Origin of the sequence: Streptomyces sp. CA-106110 (genome assembly GCF_050936285.1) — a bacterium.
GTDB lineage: Bacteria > Actinomycetota > Actinomycetes > Streptomycetales > Streptomycetaceae > Streptomyces.
This window is the reverse complement of sequence record NZ_JBNJNB010000001.1, coordinates 4,152,716-4,173,293: the sequence shown is the minus strand read 5'-3', so window position 1 is coordinate 4,173,293 and position 20,578 is coordinate 4,152,716. Positions and strand designations below refer to the sequence as shown.

Genomic DNA, 20,578 nt, shown 5'->3' with positions numbered 1-20,578 from the left:
CTCTCAGGGAGCTTGTCTGTGGCAGCCCTTGCCCGCTGGTGTGTGCGCAACCGTCTCGTCACCGTTCTGCTCTGGCTGATCGCCTTCTGCGGTGTCACCGCGGCCGCCGCCGCCACGGGTTCCGCGTACTCGAACGACTACGGCGTCCCCGGCACGGAGTCCAATCGCGCCGCCCGGCTGCTCGACCAGGGCTTCCCCGGTCTCAGCGGCGACAGCGACACCGTGGTCTGGCAGACCGGACCCGGCGGCGTACGCGCCGCCGACGTCGAGCAGACGATGACCCGCACCCTGGACAAGATCGCCGGCCTCCCCGGAGTCGTGGCCGTGACCAGCCCCTACCAGGGCGGCCACGACGGCCAGATCAGCCGCGACGGCCGCATCGCCTACGCCGGCATCACCTTCGACAAGGCGGCCGAGGACATCGGCAAGGGCGAGGCCAAGGCCGTGGTGGACACGGCGCAATCCGCCGAGACCGACGGCCTGAAGGTCGTGCTCGGCGGCACCGCCGTCGGGTCCGCCGAGTCGCAGGGCGGGCACCTCGCCGAGATCGTCGGCGTGGCAGTCGCCGCCGTGGTCCTGTTCCTCGCCTTCGGTTCGCTGGCCGCGTCCCTGCTGCCCATCGCGACCGCGCTGATCGGCGTCGGTACCGCGTACTCCGGCATCGGACTGCTCGGGCACGCGATGACCGTCGCCGACTTCGCGCCCATGCTCGGCATGCTCATCGGGCTCGGTGTCGGCATCGACTACGCGCTGTTCATCGTCACCCGGCACCGCCGCAGCCTGAAACGCGGCATCCCGGTGGCCGAGGCCGCCGAGGGTGCCGTCGCCACCACCGGACGGGCAGTGGTCTTCGCGGGCGCGACCGTGTGCATCGCGCTGCTCGGCATGCTGATCCTGCGGCTCGGCTTCCTCAACGGTGTCGCCGTCGCCGCCTGTCTGACCGTCCTGCTCACCGTGGCCGCATCGGTCACCCTGCTGCCCGCCCTGCTCTCCTTCATCGGCCCGCGCGCACTCAGCAGGCGCGAGCGGCGCAGGCTGTCCGAGCACGGGCCGGAACCCGAGGTGCCGACCGGGCTCTCCGCCCGTTGGTCCGCGTTCGTCGAACGCCACCCCAAGAAGCTCGGTGCCATCGCCCTGGCCGTGATGGCCCTGCTCGCGATACCCACGCTCTCCCTCCACCTGGGCACCTCCGACCAGGGCAACGACCCGAAGACGTCGACCACCCGGCAGGCGTACGACCTCATGGCCGAGGGCTTCGGGCCCGGCGTCAACGGTCCGCTCACCCTGGTGACCCACGTGAACGGCGGCGAGGACAAACTCGCGCTCGACAACCTCGGCAGCACGCTCGCCTCCACCCGCGGCGTCGCCTCGGTGACCCCGGTGACCTACAACACCGGCGGGGACACGGCCTACCTCACCGTCGTACCGGACTCCGCCCCGCAGTCGCAGCAGACCAGTGACCTGGTGGAGCGGCTCCGCTCCGACGTGCTGCCGCGTGCGGAGCAGGGCACGACGCTCGATGTGCACGTCGGCGGGATCACGGCCGCCTACGACGACTTCGCGAACGTGATCGTCGGCAAGCTGCCGCTGTTCGTGGGAGTGGTGATCGGCTTGGGCTGCGTGCTGCTCCTGCTGGCCTTCCGCTCCTTCGCCATCCCGCTGAAGGCCGCCGCGATGAACCTGGCCGCCGTCGCCGCCGCGTTCGGCGTGGTCGTCGCGATGTTCCAGTGGGGCTGGGGGAGCGAACTGATCGGCCTCGGCCGGGCCGGCCCGATCGAGCCCTTCCTTCCCGTGATCATGGTCTCCGTGCTCTTCGGGCTCTCCATGGACTACCAGGTGTTCCTGGTCAGCCGTATGCATGAGGAGTGGCTGGAGACCGGCGACAACCGGCGGGCGGTGCGCGTCGGCCTCGCCGAGACCAGCCGGGTGATCAACTCGGCGGCCGTCATCATGATCTCCGTCTTCCTCGCCTTCGTGCTCAGCGGCGACCGTGTGATCGCGATGTTCGGCATCGCGCTCGCCTCTGCCGTCGCCCTCGACGCCTTCGTCCTGCGCACGCTCCTCGTCCCCGCCCTGATGCACCTCCTGGGCAGCGCCAACTGGTGGCTGCCGTCCTGGCTGGAGCGCAGGCTGCCGCGCATCTGCATCGAGCCGGCTCAGTGCCGTGAAACGATCCCGGGGCAGCGTGGCGACGAGGACGCACTGGTGGACGTACTGGTGAAGGAGCGGCAGCGGGATGTACGCGATATCCCTGGATGACGACGGGACCGAACTGCGCCCGCTGGAGCCGTGGCACGCCGAGGAGTTCCTGGCGCATCTGGACCGGGGGCGGGACTTCATCACCGCGCACATCCCGTTCGGGGCGAACGCCACGGACGTCGGCTCCGCCCGGGAGATCCTGCAGACGTACGCCGACAAGCGCGCCGCGGACAACGGAAGCCTGCACGGGCTGTGGCTGGACGGAAAGCTGGTCGGCGGCGTGCTCTTCCGCGTCTTCGACGCGGCGGGCGGGAACTGCGAGATCGGCTGCTGGCTGGAGCCCGCCGGGACCGGGCGGGGACTGATCACGCGCGCGGTGCGGGTGCTCATCGACTGGGCGGTTGACGAGCGCGGCATCCACCGTGTGGAGTGGTACGCGTCGTCCGCCAACACACCGAGCATCAATGTGGCGCGGCGGCTGGGCATGAGCCGCGACGGCGTGCTGCGGGAGAGCTACCTCTACCGCGGCGTACGTCAGGACACCGAGCTGTGGTCGGTGCTCGCGCCCGAGTGGCGGGCGGCACGCGCGAGCGGCGCCCGCGACGATCATTAAGAGACCTCTCAGACAGCGTCCGTACGGTGCGAGGCATGGGAACCAAGACAGTTGACGAGGCCGGGGCCGTAAGCGGCGCCGAGGCGACGAAGGACGAGGAAAAGGTGCAGGTCACCGAGGCAGGCGAGACGGCCGGGGAGACGGTCGAGGAGCCCCAGGCCGAGCAGACGTCCGGCGGGAGCGCACCGCAGGCAGCCACCGGCGCGGGCCAGGGAGCGGGCGCGGTGGTCTCCGTCGCACTCGGCATAGTCTCCCTCACCGGCAGCTGGGTCGGCACCGTGGCGGCAGCCCGCGAGACCCTCGTGGGCCAGCTCGGGACGTCGTCCCAGGCGACCGTCGCCAAGCAGATCAAGGAGGTGTACGGCGACGCCTGGCACGCCACCGCTCTGTGGGGCGGCCTGTTCGCGCTCGTCGCGCTCCTCGTGGGCGTCGCCGTCCTGGCCCGCCCGGCGTTCGGAGTGCCGGGGAAGCCGCAGGCCGTCTGGATCAAGTCGGTCGCCTGGGGCGGCGTCGCCCTCGGCGTCATCGGGCTGCTCCTGGCCGTCCTCAAGTACACCGATCTTCTTTTCGGACTGCCGTCCGCCGGCTGAGCCGGCCGCAGTTCTTCGGGGTCCTAGGCCTTCCGTCCGATCCTTACGGAGGGCCTGGGACCCCCTCCCGTTTCTAAGGCCCCGCGCTTACCGCTTCTGAGGCCCCACGAGTGCGGAAGATGCGGCAGCCTCCCGATGTGGCGATCTCCCCTGTGACAGCAAGGTTGAGGTGTCGCGGCGATCGACGCCGCACACCGGTATCTCCAGGGGAAAGCTCATGTTCGAGTACGAGATCCACAAGATGCGCTCCGCCCAGCTGATCCGTCAGGCGGCCGACCACCGGCTCGGCCTCGAGGCCCGGCGCGCGCGCCGGGCCGCCCGCCGAGTTCACCGGGAACAGGCGCGGGAGGGTCAGAACCACAGTCAGGACCAGCGCCGGTCCCGCATGACCTTCGCCGCGTGAGCGCGCGGCAGCGGGGGCACGGCGACGCGCTCCCTGAGGACGGCCGCACGGGGGTCGGCCGACCACAGCCGAGCCCGGCGACGACGAAGGCCACCGTCCCGGCGGCCGCCCCGCGACGAGCCGGAGCGGCCACGCCCGCGCGGTCCGCGGCGCCCCACGCCTCCGATGAGCCGACCGACCCCGCCCGGGCCCAGAGCCCAGCGGGGTCGGCCGTCTTCCGGCCTGCGGTGGAGGGGCCGGTGGGGTCTGCGGACCCGATGCCGCAGACGAACGGCCTCCGGCCTCCCGTGCAGCGACTGGTCGGGCCCGCGGCATCGCGGACGGCCGGGATCGGGTCCGCGGCGTCGGCGTCGGCGTCGCAGGCGACCGACTTCCGGCCTCCGGCGCAGCGGCCCGTCGGGCCTGCGGCTCCGGCGCCGCAGGCGAATGGCCTCCAGCCTCCGATGCAGCGGCCGGTCGGGCCCGCGGCGTCGCGGACGGCCGGCTTCGGGCCTGCGGTGCAGCGGCCCGTCGGGCCTGATGCCCCGGCATCGCAGTCGGCCGGGATCGGGTCCGCGGGGCAGCGGCCGGTCGCGTCCGTGGCCTCGGCGTCGCAGTCGGCCGACTTCCGGCCTCCGGCGCAGCCGCCCGTCGGGCCTGTGGCCTCGGCGTCGCGGGCGGCCGACTTCCGGCCTCCGGTGCAGCGGCCCGTCGGGTCCGACGCCTCGGCGTCGCGGGCGGCCGACTTCCGGCCTCCGGTGCAGCGGCCCGTCGGGTCCGACGCCCCGGCGTCGCGGGCGGCCGGCATCCGGCCTCCGGTGCAGCCGCCCGGCGGCCCCGACGCCGCGTCCGGCGCCGCGCACGCGCGCCGAGGTCCGGAGAGCGCCGGCAGCGTTCCGGTGTCGCGCTCCGGCGTGCACGATTCACAACCCGCGATAATCGGTGCCGCGTTGTCACCGGCCCGTGTCATCCTCGGGAGCGTGGAGACCAGGTCCGTCAGCCCCGTGTTCGTCGGCCGCGCCGACGAGTTGGGGATATTGCACGACGCGCTCGCCCGCGCGGCCGCCGGCGAGCCGAAGGCGCTGCTCGTCGCCGGCGAGGCAGGCGTCGGAAAGACCAGGCTGATAGAAGAGTTCGCGGCCGCGGCGATCCGCGCGGACGCGGTGGTGGCGCTCGGCGGCTGCGTAGAGATCGGTGCCGAAGGTCTGCCCTTCGCCCCGTTCTCCACCGCCCTGCGCTCCCTGCGGCGGCAGCTGCCCGAGGAACTCGCTGCGGCGGTCCATGGGCAGGAGGAGGAACTGGCCCGGCTGCTGCCCGAGTTGGGCGAGGCGCGTCGTGCGTCCCGGGACGACGAGGAGGGCATGGCCCGCCTCTTCGAGCTCACCGCGCGCCTTCTCGAGCGGGTCGCCGCCCGCCGTACGGTCGTGCTCGCGCTCGAGGACCTGCACTGGGCCGACGCCTCCACCCGCCACCTGCTCGCCTATCTGGTCCGGACCCTGCGCAGCGGCCGTCTGGTCGTCGTCGCCAGCTACCGCTCCGACGACATCCACCGCCGCCACCCCCTGCGCCCCCTCCTCGCCGAACTCGACCGCCTGCGCACGGTCCGCCGTATCGAGCTCGGCCGCTTCAACCGCGCCGAGGTCGAACGCCAGATCGCCGGCATCCTGGCCGCCGAGCCCGACCCCGGCCAGGTCGACGAGATCTTCGCCCGCTCCGACGGCAACGCCTTCTTCGTGGAGGAACTGGCGGTGGCCGCCTGCGAGGGCTGCTGCACCGGCCTGACCGACTCCCTGCGCGACCTCCTCCTCGTCCGCGTCGAGAAGCTGCCCGAGGCCGCGCAGCGCGTGGCCCGGATCGTCGCCGAAGGCGGCTCCACCGTGGAGTACCGCCTCCTCGCGGCCGTCGCCCGGCTCGCCGAGGACGACCTCATCGAAGCCCTGCGCGCCGCCGTCGGCGCCAACATCCTGCTCGCCACGCCGGACGGCGACGGCTACCGCTTCCGCCACTCCCTGGTCCGCGAGGCCGTCAGCGACGACCTGCTGCCCGGCGAGCGCTCCCGGCTCAACCGGCGGTACGCCGAGGCCCTCGAGGCCGACCCCACGCTCGTACCGGCCGACCAGCGCGCCCCCCGCCTGGCCAGCTACTGGTACCACGCGCACGACGCGGCCAAGGCCCTGCCCGCCGTCCTCGACGCGGCCGTCGTGGCCCGCCGCAGGCACGCGAACGCCGAGCAACTGGGGCTGCTGGAGCGCGCGATGGAGCTGTGGGACATGGCTCCCGACGCCGTACGGGCCGCTCTGCGCCCCCTCGACCACGCCGAGGTCTACCCACCTTGCGGCTGCGACCCGGCGACCACGCCACTGCGCTATCTCGATCTGATGGCCGAGGCGGCCGTCGCGGGCCGGCTGTGCGGGGAGCGCGAGCGCGCACTGAAGATCACCAGGCGGGCGCTGCGACTGCTGGAGCCGGAGAAGGACCCCCTTCGCACCGCGTGGTTCTGGGTGCAGCGCTCACGGCTGGTACAGAACACGGCCCGGGGCGACGGCCGGGAGGAACTGGCCACCGCCCAGGAACTGGTGCGCGGACTGCCCCCGTCGGAGGTGCACGCCGAGGTGCTCGCCGCGGTGGCCAACTGGTCGATGGTGCACGTCCCCGGCGCGGAGGCGCTCTCGGCCGCCGAACGGGCCGTCGAGTACGCGCACATGGTGGGCGCCCGCGACATCGAGCTGGGCGCCCGCCTCACCCTTGGCGGCCTCCTCGTCGACGCGGGTGACATCGACGCCGGACTCGCGCAGATGTACGAGGTCAAGGAGCAGGTCGCGGACCTCGGCAACACCTCCCTTGCGGGTCGTGTCCATGTGAACCTGCCCTCCCACCTGGAGGGCATCGGCCGCTCCCGGGAGGCCGTCGAGATCCTGCGCGAAGGGCTGGACCTCACCCGGAAGCTGGGACTGACCGATTCCGAGGCCTGGGCGTGGGCCAACCTCGGTGAGTCCCTCTACTCCGTGGGCCGCTGGGACGAGGCCGCCGAAGCCGCCCTCGCCTCGGAGCGCATCGGCCAGAGCGCGATACCCCGCGGCTTCCGCGCCGCCATCCACACGCATCTCGCGGTCGCCCGGGGCGACCTGGCCGAGGCGGAACGCCAACTGTCCGCGGCCCGCGCGTCCTTCGGCAACCGCGACAGACTGCCGCAGCACGAACTGCCGCTGCTGCGCGCCGCCATCGGGATCGCCGCCGGTGAGGGCCGCCTCGACGAAGCCCGTGCCGTACTCGACGACGCCCTGAGAGCCGGCTTCCCTCCGGGCACCCAGCGCCATGCCTGGCCGCTGCTGCTCGCCGCCGCCACCGCCGAGGCCGACGCCCTCGGGCTGCCCTCGGCCGAACCGGGCCGCGCCGCCGTCCTGGCGCGGATCCGCGGCGCCGCCAAGGCGCTCACCACGAACGTGCCGCTGTGGCGTGCCCACGAACGCTGGGTCCGCGCCGAGCTGTTGCGTGCCGAGAGCCGCGCCGAGCCGCATGACTGGTCCGAGGCGGTGACCGCGTTCGAGGCCCTGGGCCGCCCGTACGAACTGGCCCGTGTCCGGCACCGCCTCGCGGAGTCCCTGCTGGCCTCGGGCGACGGCGAGGACGGGCGTGCGCGGGCCGCCGAGCTGCTGCGGCTGGCCGGCGCGGTGGCCGAGCACCTCGGTGCCCGTCCGCTCGCCGAGGAGGTCGCCCTGCTCAGCCGGCGCGCCCGCCTGACCCTGACGGGCGCCGACCGGCCCGCCGCGCTCGATCCGGCCGAGTCCCTGGGGCTCACGAACCGGGAGCGTGATGTGCTCCGGCTGGTCGCGGCCGGCCGCAGCAACCGCCAGATAGCCGAGCAGTTGTTCATCTCTCCGAAGACGGCCAGCGTCCACGTCTCGAACATCCTGGCCAAACTGGGCGTCTCGGGCCGGGGCGAGGCGGCGGCGGTGGCCCACCGGCTGCGGCTGTTCCCGCCCGAGACATCCGCTGTCCAGGCGGCAGGCTGAGGTCTACGCTGTCCGGGACCGGGCCGAGGGAGGCGCCGTGTTCAACATGTTCGAGGAACTGTTCGCGCCGAGCCGCAAGCACACCCACGACGAGCGCCAGCGCCTGGAACTGACCAGGGTGGATGTCACGGACGGCGATCCGGGCCGGGGCCCGATCGATCTGGCGTCGGGCCGGGTGGTCATACGCCTGAGACGCGCCTCCGCGGACGAGGAGACCGACTGAGCGGCGCCGCCCGCCCTACGACACCTCCAGCTCGAGGATCCGGTCGTCGGTCTTCGGGGGCTTCCCGCGGCCGTCCGTGTTGCTCGTCGTCAGCCACAGTTTGTTGCCGCCGGCCGAGACCACCGTGCGCAGGCGGCCGTAGCTGCCCTTCAGGAAGGCCTGCGGCGGCGCGGAGGCCTCCGTGCCCTTCAGCGGGATGCGCCACAGCCGTTGCCCGCGCAGGCCCGCCATCCAGAGCGAGCCCTCGGCGTAGGCGATCCCGCTCGGGGAGGCCTCGTCGGTGTGCCACTGGGCGATCGGGTTGTGGAACCTGGTGTCGGAGGACTTGCCCTCGGCGACCGGCCAGCCGTAGTTGTCGCTCGGCTTGATCGCGTTCACCTCGTCCCAGGTGTCCTGACCGAACTCGGAGGCGAACAGCCGCTGCTTGTCGTCCCAGGCGAGCCCCTGGACGTTGCGGTGGCCGTAGGAGTAGACGACCGAGTTCCCGAAGGGGTTGCCGGGTGCCGGTTCGCCTTCCGGCGTCATGCGCAGGATCTTGCCGCCCAGCGACTTCCGGTCCTGGGACAGGCCCCGGTCGCCCGACTCGCCCGTGCCCGCGTACAGCATCCTGTCCGGGCCGAACGCGATCCGCCCGCCGTTGTGGATCATCCCCTTCGGGATGCCCTTGAAGACCGTGTTCGGCGCCCCCAGTTGCTCACCGGCCGGCTTCTTCGTGTCGTACAGCATGCGTGCGATGCGGTTGTCCGAGTCCGTCGTGAAGTACGCGTAGACCAGGTGGTCGGAGGCGTAGTCGGGGGAGAGGGCGATGCCCAGCAGCCCGCCCTCGCCCGCGGCCGAGACACCGGGCACCGTGCCCAGCAGCGTCTTCCGTCCGGACTTGTCGTCGATCCGCGTGATCGTCCCGCCGTCCCGGTCGGAGACCAGCAGTCCGCCGTCGGGCAGAGGGGCCAGGCCCCAGGGGGACTTGAGGTCCGCGGCCACCGTACGCACGACCCGGACCGATCCGGTGGCCGGCGGGGTCTGCTCGGCTCCTTGCCCCGACGCCGAGGACCCGGGCGCCGAAGCCCCGGGCGCCGAACCGCTCGAGGAGACGCTGTTCCCGCTGCGCGGGGTGTTCCCGCCCCCGGCGGAGCAACCGGCCGCCAGCAGCAGCGCGGACACGGCCGACACGGCCGTCACAGCTCGACGTCGCACGATCAAGGTCCCTTCGACGCGGTGCCCTCGTCCCTTTCCTACACCGCTCGCTCCCGAACGGTTCCCGGTACCGATCGAGAATCCACCGGTCGGTCGCATCCGGGCCGCCTTGGGCTCGGGCTCAGTCCCACGATCCCTGGGCCGGCGGCAGCCCCGCCAGCTCGGTCAGGTCCTCCGTGGTCAGGGTCAGCCCGGGCGCGGCCGCGTTCTGCGCGACCCAGCGCTCCTGCTTGGCGCCGGGCACCGGGACCACATGGCGGCCCTGCGCCAGCACCCAGGCCAGCGCCACCTGTGCGGGGGTGACCTCCTCGCCGTGCCGGTGGGCCACCCGCCTCAGGCCGGCCACGATCGGCTGGTTCTCCGCCATCATCTCGGCCGTGAAACGCGGGTGCCAGGCCCGCAGATCGTCAGATTCGAAGCCCTCGCCCGGCGTCAGCGTGCCGGTCAGGAAGCCGTTGCCGAGGGGCATGGCGGCCAGGAAGCCGACCCCTCGTGTCGCGCACCACGGCAGCAGGGCGTCCAGCGCCTCCGTCGACCACACCGACAGCTCCGCCTCCACCGCGCTCACCGGGAACACCTGCTGCATCCGCTCCAGCTGGCGGACGGTGCCGTCGTACAGCCGCGACCCGCTCTGCCGCCCGCCCCGCACGCCCACCGCACACAGTCCGAGCGCCCGCACCTTGCCCGCCCCCACCAACTCGGCCATGGCGCCCCAGGTCTCCTCGACGGGGACCTCGGGGTCCGCACGGTGCAGCTGGTAGAGGTCGATCACGTCCGTCTGCAACCGCCGCAGCGAGGCGTCGCAGGCACGCTTCACATAGCCCGGGCGGCCGTCGGCGACGATGTGCTGCTCGCCCACCAGCAGGCCCACCTTGGTCGACACGAACGCGTCCGTGCGCCGCTCCTTCAGAACCCGGCCCACCAGCAGCTCGTTGGTGAACGGGCCGTACATGTCGGCCGTGTCGAGCAGCGTCATGCCCAGGTCGAGTGCCCGGTGCACCGTCCGCAGAGACTCCTCGCTGCGTCTGTGCGAGCCGGAGTACGCCCAGCTCATCGGCATGCACCCGAGTCCCACGGCCCCCACTTCGAGCGTTGCCGCGCCGATCGTCCTGCGCTCCACCTGCCCGCGCCCTCCCTTTCCCGCCACCCCAAACTAACCAATGCGGCAAGGGATCCTTCGCATAGCCTCCTGACCATGACTGCCGACGTTTGGCTTCCGTTCCGCACCGAAGAGATAGAGGGGCTCCCCGAGGGCCTCACCTACCGGTTCTGGGACGGCGATCCGGAGTTTCCCTCAGACCCCGCCGAGTGCGCCTTCTACGCCGTGCCCTATATGAAGGGCAGCGAGGTCGCCGTGCGGCCCATGGCGGCGATGAAATCCGTCCGCGTGGTGCAGACGCTGTCCGCAGGCGTCGACCACGTCGAGCCGGGACTCTCCCTGCTGCCCGGGGGAGTGCGGCTGTGCAACGCCCGCGGGGTGCACGACGCCAGTACCGCCGAGCTCGCGCTGACCCTGATCCTCGCCTCGCTGCGCGGGATCCCCGACTTCGTCCGGGGTCAGGACCGGGAGGAGTGGCGTGCCGGGTTCCGCCCGGCGCTCGCCGACAAGTCGGTCCTCATCGTCGGGTACGGGGCCGTGGGTGCCGCCATCGAGGAGCGGCTCGTGCCGTTCGAGGTGGCGCGGGTGGCGCGCGTCGCGCGCCGTGAGCGCACAACGGCGCGCGGCCTCGTGCATCCCTTCACCCGATTGTCGGACCTTCTGCCCGAGGCGGATGTCGTGGTGATCGCCACGCCTCTCACGGAAGAGACGAGACGCCTGGTCGACGCGGACTTCCTGGCCCGGATGAAGGACGGGGCGCTGCTCGTGAACGTGGCGCGCGGAGGCGTGGTCGACACCGAGGACCTGCTTGCCGAGCTGGAGGCCGGCCGCATCACGGCGGCCCTCGATGTCACGGACCCGGAACCGCTGCCGAAGGGGCATCCCCTCTGGCACGCGCCCGGTGTGCTCATCAGCCCTCATGTCGGCGGTCCCACTTCGGCGTTCTGGCCCCGCGTCAAGCGGCTCCTCAGTTCCCAGCTGAACCGTTTCGCACAGGGGGAACCCCTGGAGAACGTCGTCCTGACGACCGGCGCGTAGCGACGCGGGAGGGCGGGCGACGGGGTGGTTCGAGCCGTGCGCGCGGCCCGAACGGCGCATGATTCGAGCCAACTCCGGCGCCCGCGCGCGCGGCGACCAGGGGTCGCACGACCGGCGCACACGTCGCTCTCCGTTCGCTCCCCGTCTGCTTCCGGCACACTCCGCAGTTCTCCGTGCACGCAACGTGCGGTTATTTTCCCTGGTCGTCACGGAGCGTAGAGGCGCTATGTCCCTGAGTGACGATGCTGGTGTATCGTCCCGACAGGGGCAGCGCCGCGCACCGCACGGCGCCGGGGACGGAACTTTCAGACATGCGAGGGGGGCGACAGACGATGCACGGCCTATGGACGAACGATCCGACGCGGCGGGGCCGCGGGCGGCGACCCTGGCGAGCGACGACGCGCAGACGGGGTCACGGTGGTCATCACCACCCGCGCAGGCACGGTGGCCGCAAAAGGCACTCCCATCCAACGCACCGGGCCCAGCGGGATCCGGCGGCGCCCCGGACCTGGAGGACCCGGTGAGCTCCCCCGGAGCACTGCTGGCCCGCCGTCCGGTGTCCGAAGGCCGGACGCGCGTGGTTCCGCAACTCGTCCTGGCCCTGGTCTGCGCGGGATACGCCGTCGGTGCCACGGTCGGCTGGGGCTCCCGGAGCGTCGCACTGTTCATGGGCGACTTCGGGCTGAGCGCCGCGGCCGGCGGCGCGTCGGTCTCCTGCCTCCTCTACGCCCGCCGCAGCCGCAGCAGATTCCGCCCGGCCTGGCTGCTGTTCGCACTCTCCTCCCTCATGGCGGCGCTCGGCAACGGGGTCTGGGGCTGGTACGAGGTCGTCCTCGGCCGTCCCGTCCCCTCGCCGAGCTACGCCGACCTGTTCTTCCTCTGCTTCGCTCCGCCCGCCATCGTTGGACTGCTCGTGCTCGCCAAACGGCCCGTCACCAAGGCGGGTTGGGTATGCCTCGCGCTCGACGCGTGGCTCATCGGCGGCTCGCTGCTCACACTGGCCTGGAGCCTCGCGCTCGCCCAGGCGGCGAAGTTCGACGGGCCGAGCGTCGCGCACACCGCGCTGTCGCTCGCCTACCCGCTGCTGGACATCGCCCTGATCAGCATGGTGGTCGCGCTCCACCTCCGGCGGTCGGCGGTCAACCGCTCCGCGGTCAACACCGCCATCGGCGCACTCGCGCTGACCGTGATGTGCGACGCGCTGTTCACCTCACCGCTGCTGCACAACAGCTACCACTCCGGCCAGCTGCTGGACGCGGGCTGGTTCTCCGGCTCGCTGCTGCTCGCGTACGCGCCCTGGGTCGGTGCCCGGCCCGGACAGCCCGAGGAAGACGGCCACGCGCGCGACGCGCACGAGCACGTACCGCAGCAGCGGCAGCCGGAACAGGCGAGAACGCCCCGCCGGGCGGAGTACACGTACGGGGTCACCGAGGAGCGCCGCCCCTCACTCCCGCAGGACCCCGGGCCCGGCGGGCACCCGGCCGGGCCTCCGCAGGATCCCGACCGCTACCCGGCCACGCGCCCGATCTCCGGATCACTGGCCGCGCTCATGCCGTACCTGGCCGCCGCCGTCTGCACGCTGGGGATCCTCTACAACATCCTCAACGGCCACCGGGTCGACCGCGTGGTGCTCGTCACCGCGGGCGCCGTCGTCCTCGCGCTCGTCGTCCGCCAGGGCATCATGCTGCTGGACAACATCACCCTCGCCCAGGAACTCGCGCAGAAAGAGAACCACTTCCGCTCCCTGGTGCAGGGTTCCAGCGACGTCATCATGATCGCCGCGCCCAGCGGCATCCTCAGGTACGTCTCCCCGGCCGCTGCCGGCGTCTACGGCCGGTCCGCAGACGACCTCGTCGGCACCGAGCTCGCCGCCCTCATCCACCCCGAGGACCTGGGCTGCGTGGTGCACGAAGTGCGCCGCTTCCTCGCCGCCAGCCACATCGAGGAGCCCACCACCCGCATCGAGTGCCGCTTCAGGTCCGGCACCGGCGGCTGGCTCAACGTCGAGTCCACCGTCAACCGCCACGAGGGCGGACTGATCTTCAACAGCCGGGACGTGACCGAGCGAGTCCGCCTCCAGGCGCAGCTGCAGCACAACGCCGAGCACGACCCGCTCACCGACCTGCCCAACCGCGCCCTGTTCACCAAGCGCGTCCAGCAGGCACTGTCCGGCCGCCGCGCCTCCGACCGCGGCCCCGCCCTCCGCAATACGGCGGTTCTCTTCATCGACCTCGACGGCTTCAAGGCCGTCAACGACACGATCGGGCACCAGGCCGGGGACGAGCTGCTCGTCCAGGCCGCCCGCAGGCTCCAGGACGCGGTACGGCAGGGCGACACCGCCGCCCGGCTGGGCGGCGACGAGTTCGCGGCCCTGATTGTCGGCGACGGCAGCCGGGACCGCGCCGCGCGTGAACGCCACATCGTCGAGCTCGCCGACCGGCTCCGGGTCACCCTCTCGCAGCCGTACGACATCGACGGCAACGATGTCCGGGTGGCCGCGTCCATCGGTGTGGCCTTCGCCGAACCAGGCCTCGGCGCGGGCGAGCTGCTGCGCAACGCCGACCTCGCCATGTACCGGGCCAAGGCCGCGGGCAAGGGCCGTGTGCAGCTCTACGCGCCCCAGATGCAGCAGGACGTCGTACGCAAGGCCGAGCTGGCCACCCGGCTGCGGGCCGCGCTGCACGGCGGCGAGTTCACTCTGCTGCACCAGCCGGTGGTGTCGCTCGAGCATGGCCGGATCGCGACGGTCAGTGCCCAGGCACGCTGGCGCTCCTCTCAGGGCGTGCTCTTCACCCCGATGGAGTTCCTGCGGGTCCCCGAGGACAGCGACAAGACCGCCGAGCTGGGCCGCTGGGTGCTGGAGGAGGCCGTCGAGCAGGCCGCCGAGCGCACCGCGGCGGGCCTGGCCGTGCCCGTAGCCGTCCGGGTGAACGCCCGCCGGCTCCTCGACCGCCCGCTGCCACTCGGCTCCGTCGAGGCTCTGCTCACCCGGCACGGACTGGCCTCGGGCTCCCTGGTGATCGAGCTGTCCGACCCCGATCCCCGGGTCTGCCTGGACGAGCTGGAACGCAGACTCGGTGCGCTGCGAAGAATCGGCGTCCGTATCGCCCTCGACGGCTTCGGCAACGGCTACGCGGCCATCACGGCGCTGCGCAGGCTCCCCGTGGACGTACTGAAACTCGACCGCAGCCTGGTCGAGGGGGTCGTCGAGTCCGCGCGGCTGCACAAGATCACCAGCGGGCTGCTGCGCATCGCCACCGACCTGGGTCTGCAGTCGATCGCCGACGGCGTGGACCTGCCCGAGCAGGTCGTCGCGCTGCGCGCGATGGGCTGCACACACGGTCAGGGCATGGCGTTTTCCGGACCGCTGGACGAGTACCGGCTGCGCCGGGCGCTGACTTCCGGCCGCTATCCGGTTCCGCATGGCCCCGCGGAGCCGGCCTTCGCCGGAGGGGCCCCCGAGGTGTACACCAGTGGTGTGCCTGCCGTTTTCGGAGGCGGGACGGGCCTACGCTCACATAATGAGACTCCTGTCCCACCCACTTGACAGTGACGGTGTGCCGGGGGGAGGGTCAGTGCCATGCGCTCCCGAATTCTCGTACTTGGACAGCGCGTCGGCTGAGCTGGGACCCACCGGAAATGAACCGGAACACCCAGCGACCACACCCGGCGCGCTCCCCTCGCTTGCCCAACGGCACGAGGGGTTTTTTGTTGCACACGCACCAGTCGAACAACGCCCAAACCTCGCAAAAACCCTCAGCATCGAGAAGAGAATGCCGATGACCGAGCAGGCCACCGGGGCCCATCACCCGCAGCCCCGGCCCCGATCCGGAGGCCATCCGTCTGCCCCCGAGCACGTCACGGGTGCGCAGTCCCTCATCCGCTCGCTCGAGGAGGTCGGCGCCGAGACGGTATTCGGCATTCCCGGCGGTGCGATCCTTCCGGCGTACGACCCGCTGATGGACTCCAAGCGGGTGCGGCACGTGCTGGTGCGGCACGAGCAGGGCGCCGGCCACGCGGCCACGGGTTACGCGCAGGCCACCGGCAGGGTCGGCGTCTGCATGGCGACCTCGGGACCCGGCGCCACCAACCTGGTCACCCCGATCGCGGACGCGCACATGGACTCGGTGCCGCTGGTCGCGATCACCGGGCAGGTCGCCTCCAAGGCGATCGGCACGGACGCGTTCCAGGAGGCCGACATCGTCGGCATCACGATGCCGATCACCAAGCACAACTTCCTGGTGACCAAGGCCGAGGAGATTCCCCGGACCATCGCGGAGGCCTTCCACATCGCCTCCACCGGCCGCCCGGGACCGGTCCTGGTCGACATCGCCAAGGACGCCCTGCAGGCGCAGACCACCTTCAGCTGGCCGCCCGTCATGGACCTGCCCGGCTACCGCCCGGTCACCAAGCCGCACGCCAAGCAGATCCGCGAGGCCGCCAAGCTGATCACCTCCGCGAAGCGCCCCGTCCTCTACGTCGGCGGCGGCGTCCTCAAAGCCGGGGCCACCGCCGAACTGAAGGTCCTCGCTGAGCTCACCGGAGCGCCCGTCACCACCACCCTGATGGCGCTCGGCGCATTCCCCGACAGCCACCCGCTGCACGTGGGGATGCCGGGCATGCACGGTGCGGTCACCGCCGTCACCGCGCTGCAGAAGGCCGACCTGATCGTCGCCCTCGGAGCCCGTTTCGACGACCGCGTCACCGGCAAGCTGGACAGCTTCGCCCCGCACGCCAAGATCGTCCACGCCGATATCGACCCCGCCGAGATCGGCAAGAACCGTGCCGCGGACGTGCCGATCGTCGGTGACGCCCGCGAGGTCATCGCGGACCTGATCCAGGCCGTGCAGCGGGAGCACAGCGAGGGCCACAAGGGCGACTTCACCGCATGGTGGACCGACCTGGACCGCTGGCGCCGCACGTACCCGCTCGGCTACGACCTGCCCGAGGACGGCTCGCTGTCCCCGCAGCAGGTCATCGAGCGCATCGGACAGCTCGCGCCCGAGGGCACGATCTTCGCGGCGGGCGTCGGCCAGCACCAGATGTGGGCCGCGCACTTCATCCAGTACGAGAAGCCCGCCACCTGGCTGAACTCCGGCGGCGCCGGAACGATGGGCTACGCGGTGCCGGCCGCGATGGGCGCGAAGGCCGGCGCCCCGGGCCGCGCGGTCTGGGCGATCGACGGCGACGGCTGCTTCCAGATGACCAACCAGGAGCTGACCACCTGCGCCCTGAACAACATCCCGATCAAGGTCGCCATCATCAACAACGGCGCCCTCGGGATGGTCCGCCAGTGGCAGACCCTCTTCTACAACCAGCGGTACTCCAACACGGTGCTGCACTCGGGCCCGGCCGGCCTGAACGGCAGCTCCGCCGAGGGCCCTGCCAAGCAGCCGAGCGCGGGCACCCGCGTCCCCGACTTCGTGAAGCTGTCGGAGGCCATGGGCTGCTACGCGATCCGCTGCGAGTCCCCGGCGGACCTCGACAAGGTCATCGAAGAGGCGAACTCCGTCAACGACCGTCCGGTCGTCGTCGACTTCATCGTCCACGAGGACGCGATGGTCTGGCCGATGGTCGCGGCCGGCACCTCCAACGACGAGATCATGGCCGCGCGGGACGTCCGTCCCGACTTCGGCGACAACGAGGACGACTGAGAGAGCTGAGTGAGAACCATGTCCAAGCACACCCTCTCGGTCCTGGTCGAGAACACGCCCGGCATCCTCGCCCGGATCGCCGCCCTGTTCTCCCGTCGCGGCTTCAACATCGACTCGCTCGCGGTCGGCGTGACCGAGCACCCCGACATCTCCCGCATCACCATCGTCGTGAACGTCGAGGACCTGCCGCTCGAACAGGTCACCAAGCAGCTCAACAAGCTCGTCAACGTACTGAAGATCGTCGAACTGGAGCCGACGCAGGCCGTCCAGCGTGAACTCGTTCTGGTGAAGGTGCGCGCCGACAACGAGACACGCTCCCAGATCGTCGAGATCGTCCAGCTGTTCCGCGCCAAGACCGTGGACGTCTCCCCGGAGGCCGTCACCATCGAGGCCACCGGCAGCAGCGACAAGCTGTCCGCCATGCTCAAGATGCTGGAGCCGTACGGCATCAAGGAGCTGGTCCAGTCCGGCACGATCGCGATCGGCCGCGGCGCGCGCTCGATCACGGACCGTTCCCTGCGCGCCCTCGACCGGTCGGCCTAGCGGTCGCGGAGGATTCCCGTACGACCGGATACGGGCGAGCCGGCGACCCGCCGCCCGCCCGTATTCCGAGACCCCGAAACGTCACTTCCCCCCACCGGCATACGGTGGACGCAACACCTGCACACCAAGGAGAGAACCCAAAGTGGCCGAGCTGTTCTACGACGCTGACGCCGACCTGTCCATCATCCAGGGCCGCAAGGTCGCGGTCATCGGCTACGGCAGCCAGGGCCACGCCCACGCGCTGTCGCTGCGTGACTCGGGCGTCGACGTGCGCGTCGGTCTGCACGAGGGCTCCAAGTCCAAGGAGAAGGCCGAGGAGCAGGGCCTGCGCGTGGTGACCCCGTCGGAGGCCGCCGCCGAGGCCGACGTCATCATGATCCTGGTGCCGGACCCGATCCAGGCCCAGGTCTACGAGGAGTCCATCGCCCCGAACCTGAAGGACGACGACGCGCTGTTCTTCGGCCACGGCTTCAACATCCGCTTCGGCTTCATCAAGCCCCCGGCCGGCGTGGACGTGTGCATGGTCGCCCCGAAGGGCCCGGGCCACCTGGTGCGCCGCCAGTACGAGGAGGGCCGCGGCGTGCCCTGCATCGTCGCCGTCGAGCAGGACGCCTCGGGCAACGCCTTCGCGCTGGCCCTGTCGTACGCCAAGGGCATCGGCGGCACCCGTGCCGGCGTCATCAAGACGACCTTCACCGAGGAGACCGAGACCGACCTCTTCGGCGAGCAGGCCGTGCTGTGCGGTGGCACCACCGCGCTGGTCAAGGCGGGCTTCGAGACGCTGACCGAGGCGGGCTACCAGCCGGAGATCGCGTACTTCGAGTGCCTGCACGAGCTGAAGCTGATCGTCGACCTCATGTACGAGGGCGGCCTGGAGAAGATGCGCTGGTCGATCTCCGAGACCGCCGAGTGGGGCGACTACGTCACCGGTCCGCGCATCATCACCGACGCCACCAAGGCCGAGATGAAGAAGGTCCTCGCGGAGATCCAGGACGGCTCGTTCGCCCAGAACTGGATGGACGAGTACCACGGCGGTCTGAAGAAGTACAACGAGTACAAGCAGCAGGACTCCGAGCACCTGCTGGAGACCACCGGCAAGCAGCTGCGCAAGCTGATGAGCTGGGTCGACGAGGAGGCCTGAGCCTCGTGCCCGAGGGGCCGGAGCCGTTCGCTCCGGCCCCTTCGGCGAACCAGGGGTAATCTCTGGAACCAGACGTTGTCCAGCCCGTCCAGCCACGGACGAGTGATCCTTCCGCAGCGGCGCAATATGTCACACCCAGCGCCACTAGACTGCTGCACAACAATCGCGTTCAGGCCCACAGCGTCGTGCGTCTTCCACGCGGCTAGCACCCCTCCACCGCCTGCGGCCGTCGGGACGGCCGTCCGCATTGGACTTGTGAGGACTCACGTGAGCTCGTACCCCAGTCGAAAAGCCACGGTACTCATCGCTGAAGAGCTGTCGCCTGCGACCGTCGATGCCCTTGGCCCTGACTTCGAGATCCGTCACTGCAACGGGGCGGACCGCGCCGAGCTGCTGTCGGCGATCGCCGACGTCGACGCCATCCTGATCCGCTCCGCGACGAAGGTCGATGCCGAGGCCATCGCCGCCGCCGGCAAGCTGAAGGCCGTCGCACGAGCCGGCGTCGGCCTCGACAACGTGGACGTCTCCGCCGCCACCAAGGCCGGCGTGATGGTCGTCAACGCCCCCACCTCGAACATCGTGACCGCCGCGGAACTCGCCTGCGGTCTGATCCTCTCCAGCGCCCGCAACATCCCGCAGGCCAACGCCGCGCTGAAGAACGGCGAGTGGAAGCGCAGCAAGTACACGGGCGTCGAGCTGGCCGAGAAGACGCTGGGCGTGGTCGGCCTCGGCCGGATCGGCGCGCTGGTCGCGCAGCGCATGTCCGCGTTCGGCATGAAGGTCGTCGCCTACGACCCCTACGTCCAGCCGGCCCGGGCCGCGCAGATGGGCGTGAAGGTGCTGTCCCTGGACGAGCTGCTCGAGGTCTCCGACTTCATCACCGTCCACCTGCCGAAGACCCCCGAGACCCTCGGTCTGATCGGCGACGAGGCGCTGCACAAGGTCAAGCCGTCCGTCCGTATCGTCAACGCCGCCCGCGGCGGGATCGTGGACGAGGAGGCGCTGTACTCGGCGCTGAAGGAGGGCCGGGTCGCCGGCGCGGGCCTCGACGTGTACGCGAAGGAGCCGTGCACGGACTCGCCGCTGTTCGAGCTCGACCAGGTCGTCTGCACCCCGCACCTGGGGGCGTCCACCGACGAGGCGCAGGAGAAGGCCGGTATCGCGGTCGCCAAGTCGGTGCGCCTCGCGCTCGCCGGCGAGCTGGTGCCCGACGCGGTGAACGTGCAGGGCGGTGTCATCGCCGAGGACGTCAAGCCGGGTCTGCCGCTCGCCGAGAAGCTCGGCCGTATCTTCACCGCGCTCGCGGGCGAGGTGGCCGTCCGGCTCGACATCGAGGTCTACGGCGAGATCACCCAGCACGATGTGAAGGTGCTCGAACTGTCCGCGATCAAGGGTGTGTTCGAGGACGTGGTGGCCGAGACGGTCTCGTACGTCAACGCGCCGCTGTTCGCCCAGGAGCGCGGTGTCGAGGTGCGCCTGACCACCAGCTCGGAGGCCACCGACCACCGCAACGTGGTGACTGTGCGCGGCACGCTCGCCGACGGCGAGGAGGTCGCGGTGTCCGGCACGCTGACCGGCCCGAAGAACCACCAGAAGATCGTGGCGGTGGGCGACTACGACGTGGACCTGGCGCTCGCGGACCACATGGTCGTGCTCCGCTACTCCGACCGCCCCGGCGTGGTCGGCACCCTGGGCCGCATCCTCGGCGAGGCCGGTATCAACATCGCCGGCATGCAGGTGGCTCGTGACATCGCCGGCGGCGAGGCACTGGCGGTCCTCACGGTCGACTCCGCGGTTCCGCAGAACGTCCTGACGGAGGTCGCGGACGAGATCGGCGCCACGTCGGCGCGCTCGGTGAACCTCGTCTGACGCCCACGCGATCAGCGACG

The 20,578-nt window shown here is 71.4% G+C and carries 14 protein-coding genes; 12 read left to right on the top strand and 2 right to left on the bottom strand.

The annotated features are described in order from the left end of the window. The first annotated feature begins 18 nt into the window (after window positions 1–18). From ACQEXA_RS19235 to ACQEXA_RS19210, 6 genes are all read left to right on the top strand, one after another. Window positions 19–2,259 carry an MMPL family transporter gene (locus ACQEXA_RS19235; protein WP_432932884.1) on the top strand — a complete coding sequence of 747 codons (2,241 nt, stop codon included), beginning with the start codon at window positions 19–21 and terminating at the stop codon, window positions 2,257–2,259. After that, window positions 2,237–2,812, top strand: coding sequence for a GNAT family N-acetyltransferase (locus tag ACQEXA_RS19230; RefSeq protein WP_432932886.1), 576 nt, complete (start codon window positions 2,237–2,239; stop codon window positions 2,810–2,812). The genes ACQEXA_RS19235 and ACQEXA_RS19230 overlap by 23 nt, the downstream gene beginning before the upstream one ends. Before the next feature lie 35 nt (window positions 2,813–2,847). Beyond that, window positions 2,848–3,402 (top strand): hypothetical protein, encoded by a 555-nt coding sequence (locus tag ACQEXA_RS19225; RefSeq protein ID WP_359394981.1) that lies wholly within the window; start codon window positions 2,848–2,850, stop codon window positions 3,400–3,402. 217 nt (window positions 3,403–3,619) lie between these two features. Continuing rightward, window positions 3,620–3,805, top strand: coding sequence for a hypothetical protein (locus tag ACQEXA_RS19220; RefSeq protein WP_359394978.1), 186 nt, complete (start codon window positions 3,620–3,622; stop codon window positions 3,803–3,805). A gap of 947 nt (window positions 3,806–4,752) precedes the next feature. Beyond that, window positions 4,753–7,797 (top strand): helix-turn-helix transcriptional regulator, encoded by a 3,045-nt coding sequence (locus ACQEXA_RS19215; protein WP_432939574.1) that lies wholly within the window; start codon window positions 4,753–4,755, stop codon window positions 7,795–7,797. A 46-nt stretch (window positions 7,798–7,843) separates the two neighbouring features. Beyond that, complete coding sequence (locus ACQEXA_RS19210; protein WP_432939577.1) at window positions 7,844–8,020, top strand: DUF6191 domain-containing protein; 177 nt, start codon at window positions 7,844–7,846, stop codon at window positions 8,018–8,020. 15 nt (window positions 8,021–8,035) lie between these two features. Here the strand turns inward: ACQEXA_RS19210 and ACQEXA_RS19205 are convergent, their stop codons facing one another. Together ACQEXA_RS19205 and ACQEXA_RS19200 are read right to left on the bottom strand one after the other, a co-directional pair. Further along, window positions 8,036–9,220, bottom strand: coding sequence for a PQQ-dependent sugar dehydrogenase (locus tag ACQEXA_RS19205; protein ID WP_433130635.1), 1,185 nt, complete (start codon window positions 9,218–9,220; stop codon window positions 8,036–8,038). 115 nt (window positions 9,221–9,335) lie between these two features. After that, window positions 9,336–10,334: an aldo/keto reductase gene (locus ACQEXA_RS19200; RefSeq protein WP_432932890.1), complete on the bottom strand. Its 999-nt coding sequence runs from the start codon at window positions 10,332–10,334 to the stop codon at window positions 9,336–9,338. 75 nt (window positions 10,335–10,409) lie between these two features. Between ACQEXA_RS19200 and ACQEXA_RS19195 the strand changes: the two genes are divergently transcribed. The 6 genes from ACQEXA_RS19195 to serA all read left to right on the top strand — a co-directional run bounded on the left by ACQEXA_RS19195 (window position 10,410) and on the right by serA (window position 20,558). Beyond that, window positions 10,410–11,351, top strand: coding sequence for a 2-hydroxyacid dehydrogenase (locus ACQEXA_RS19195; RefSeq protein WP_433130633.1), 942 nt, complete (start codon window positions 10,410–10,412; stop codon window positions 11,349–11,351). 520 nt (window positions 11,352–11,871) lie between these two features. Further along, window positions 11,872–14,898, top strand: coding sequence for a putative bifunctional diguanylate cyclase/phosphodiesterase (locus ACQEXA_RS19190; protein WP_432932894.1), 3,027 nt, complete (start codon window positions 11,872–11,874; stop codon window positions 14,896–14,898). A gap of 226 nt (window positions 14,899–15,124) precedes the next feature. Continuing rightward, on the top strand, window positions 15,125–17,005 hold the full coding sequence (locus tag ACQEXA_RS19185) for an acetolactate synthase large subunit (protein WP_432932896.1): 1,881 nt from the start codon (window positions 15,125–15,127) through the stop codon (window positions 17,003–17,005). An 18-nt stretch (window positions 17,006–17,023) separates the two neighbouring features. Beyond that, entirely contained in the window at window positions 17,024–17,548 is a 525-nt protein-coding gene (gene ilvN, locus ACQEXA_RS19180; protein ID WP_359394964.1) for an acetolactate synthase small subunit, read from the top strand. A 142-nt stretch (window positions 17,549–17,690) separates the two neighbouring features. Beyond that, window positions 17,691–18,689 (top strand): ketol-acid reductoisomerase, encoded by a 999-nt coding sequence (gene ilvC, locus ACQEXA_RS19175; protein WP_432932899.1) that lies wholly within the window; start codon window positions 17,691–17,693, stop codon window positions 18,687–18,689. A gap of 267 nt (window positions 18,690–18,956) precedes the next feature. Then, window positions 18,957–20,558 (top strand): phosphoglycerate dehydrogenase, encoded by a 1,602-nt coding sequence (serA, locus tag ACQEXA_RS19170; protein ID WP_432932901.1) that lies wholly within the window; start codon window positions 18,957–18,959, stop codon window positions 20,556–20,558. Window positions 20,559–20,578: the final 20 nt, after the last annotated feature.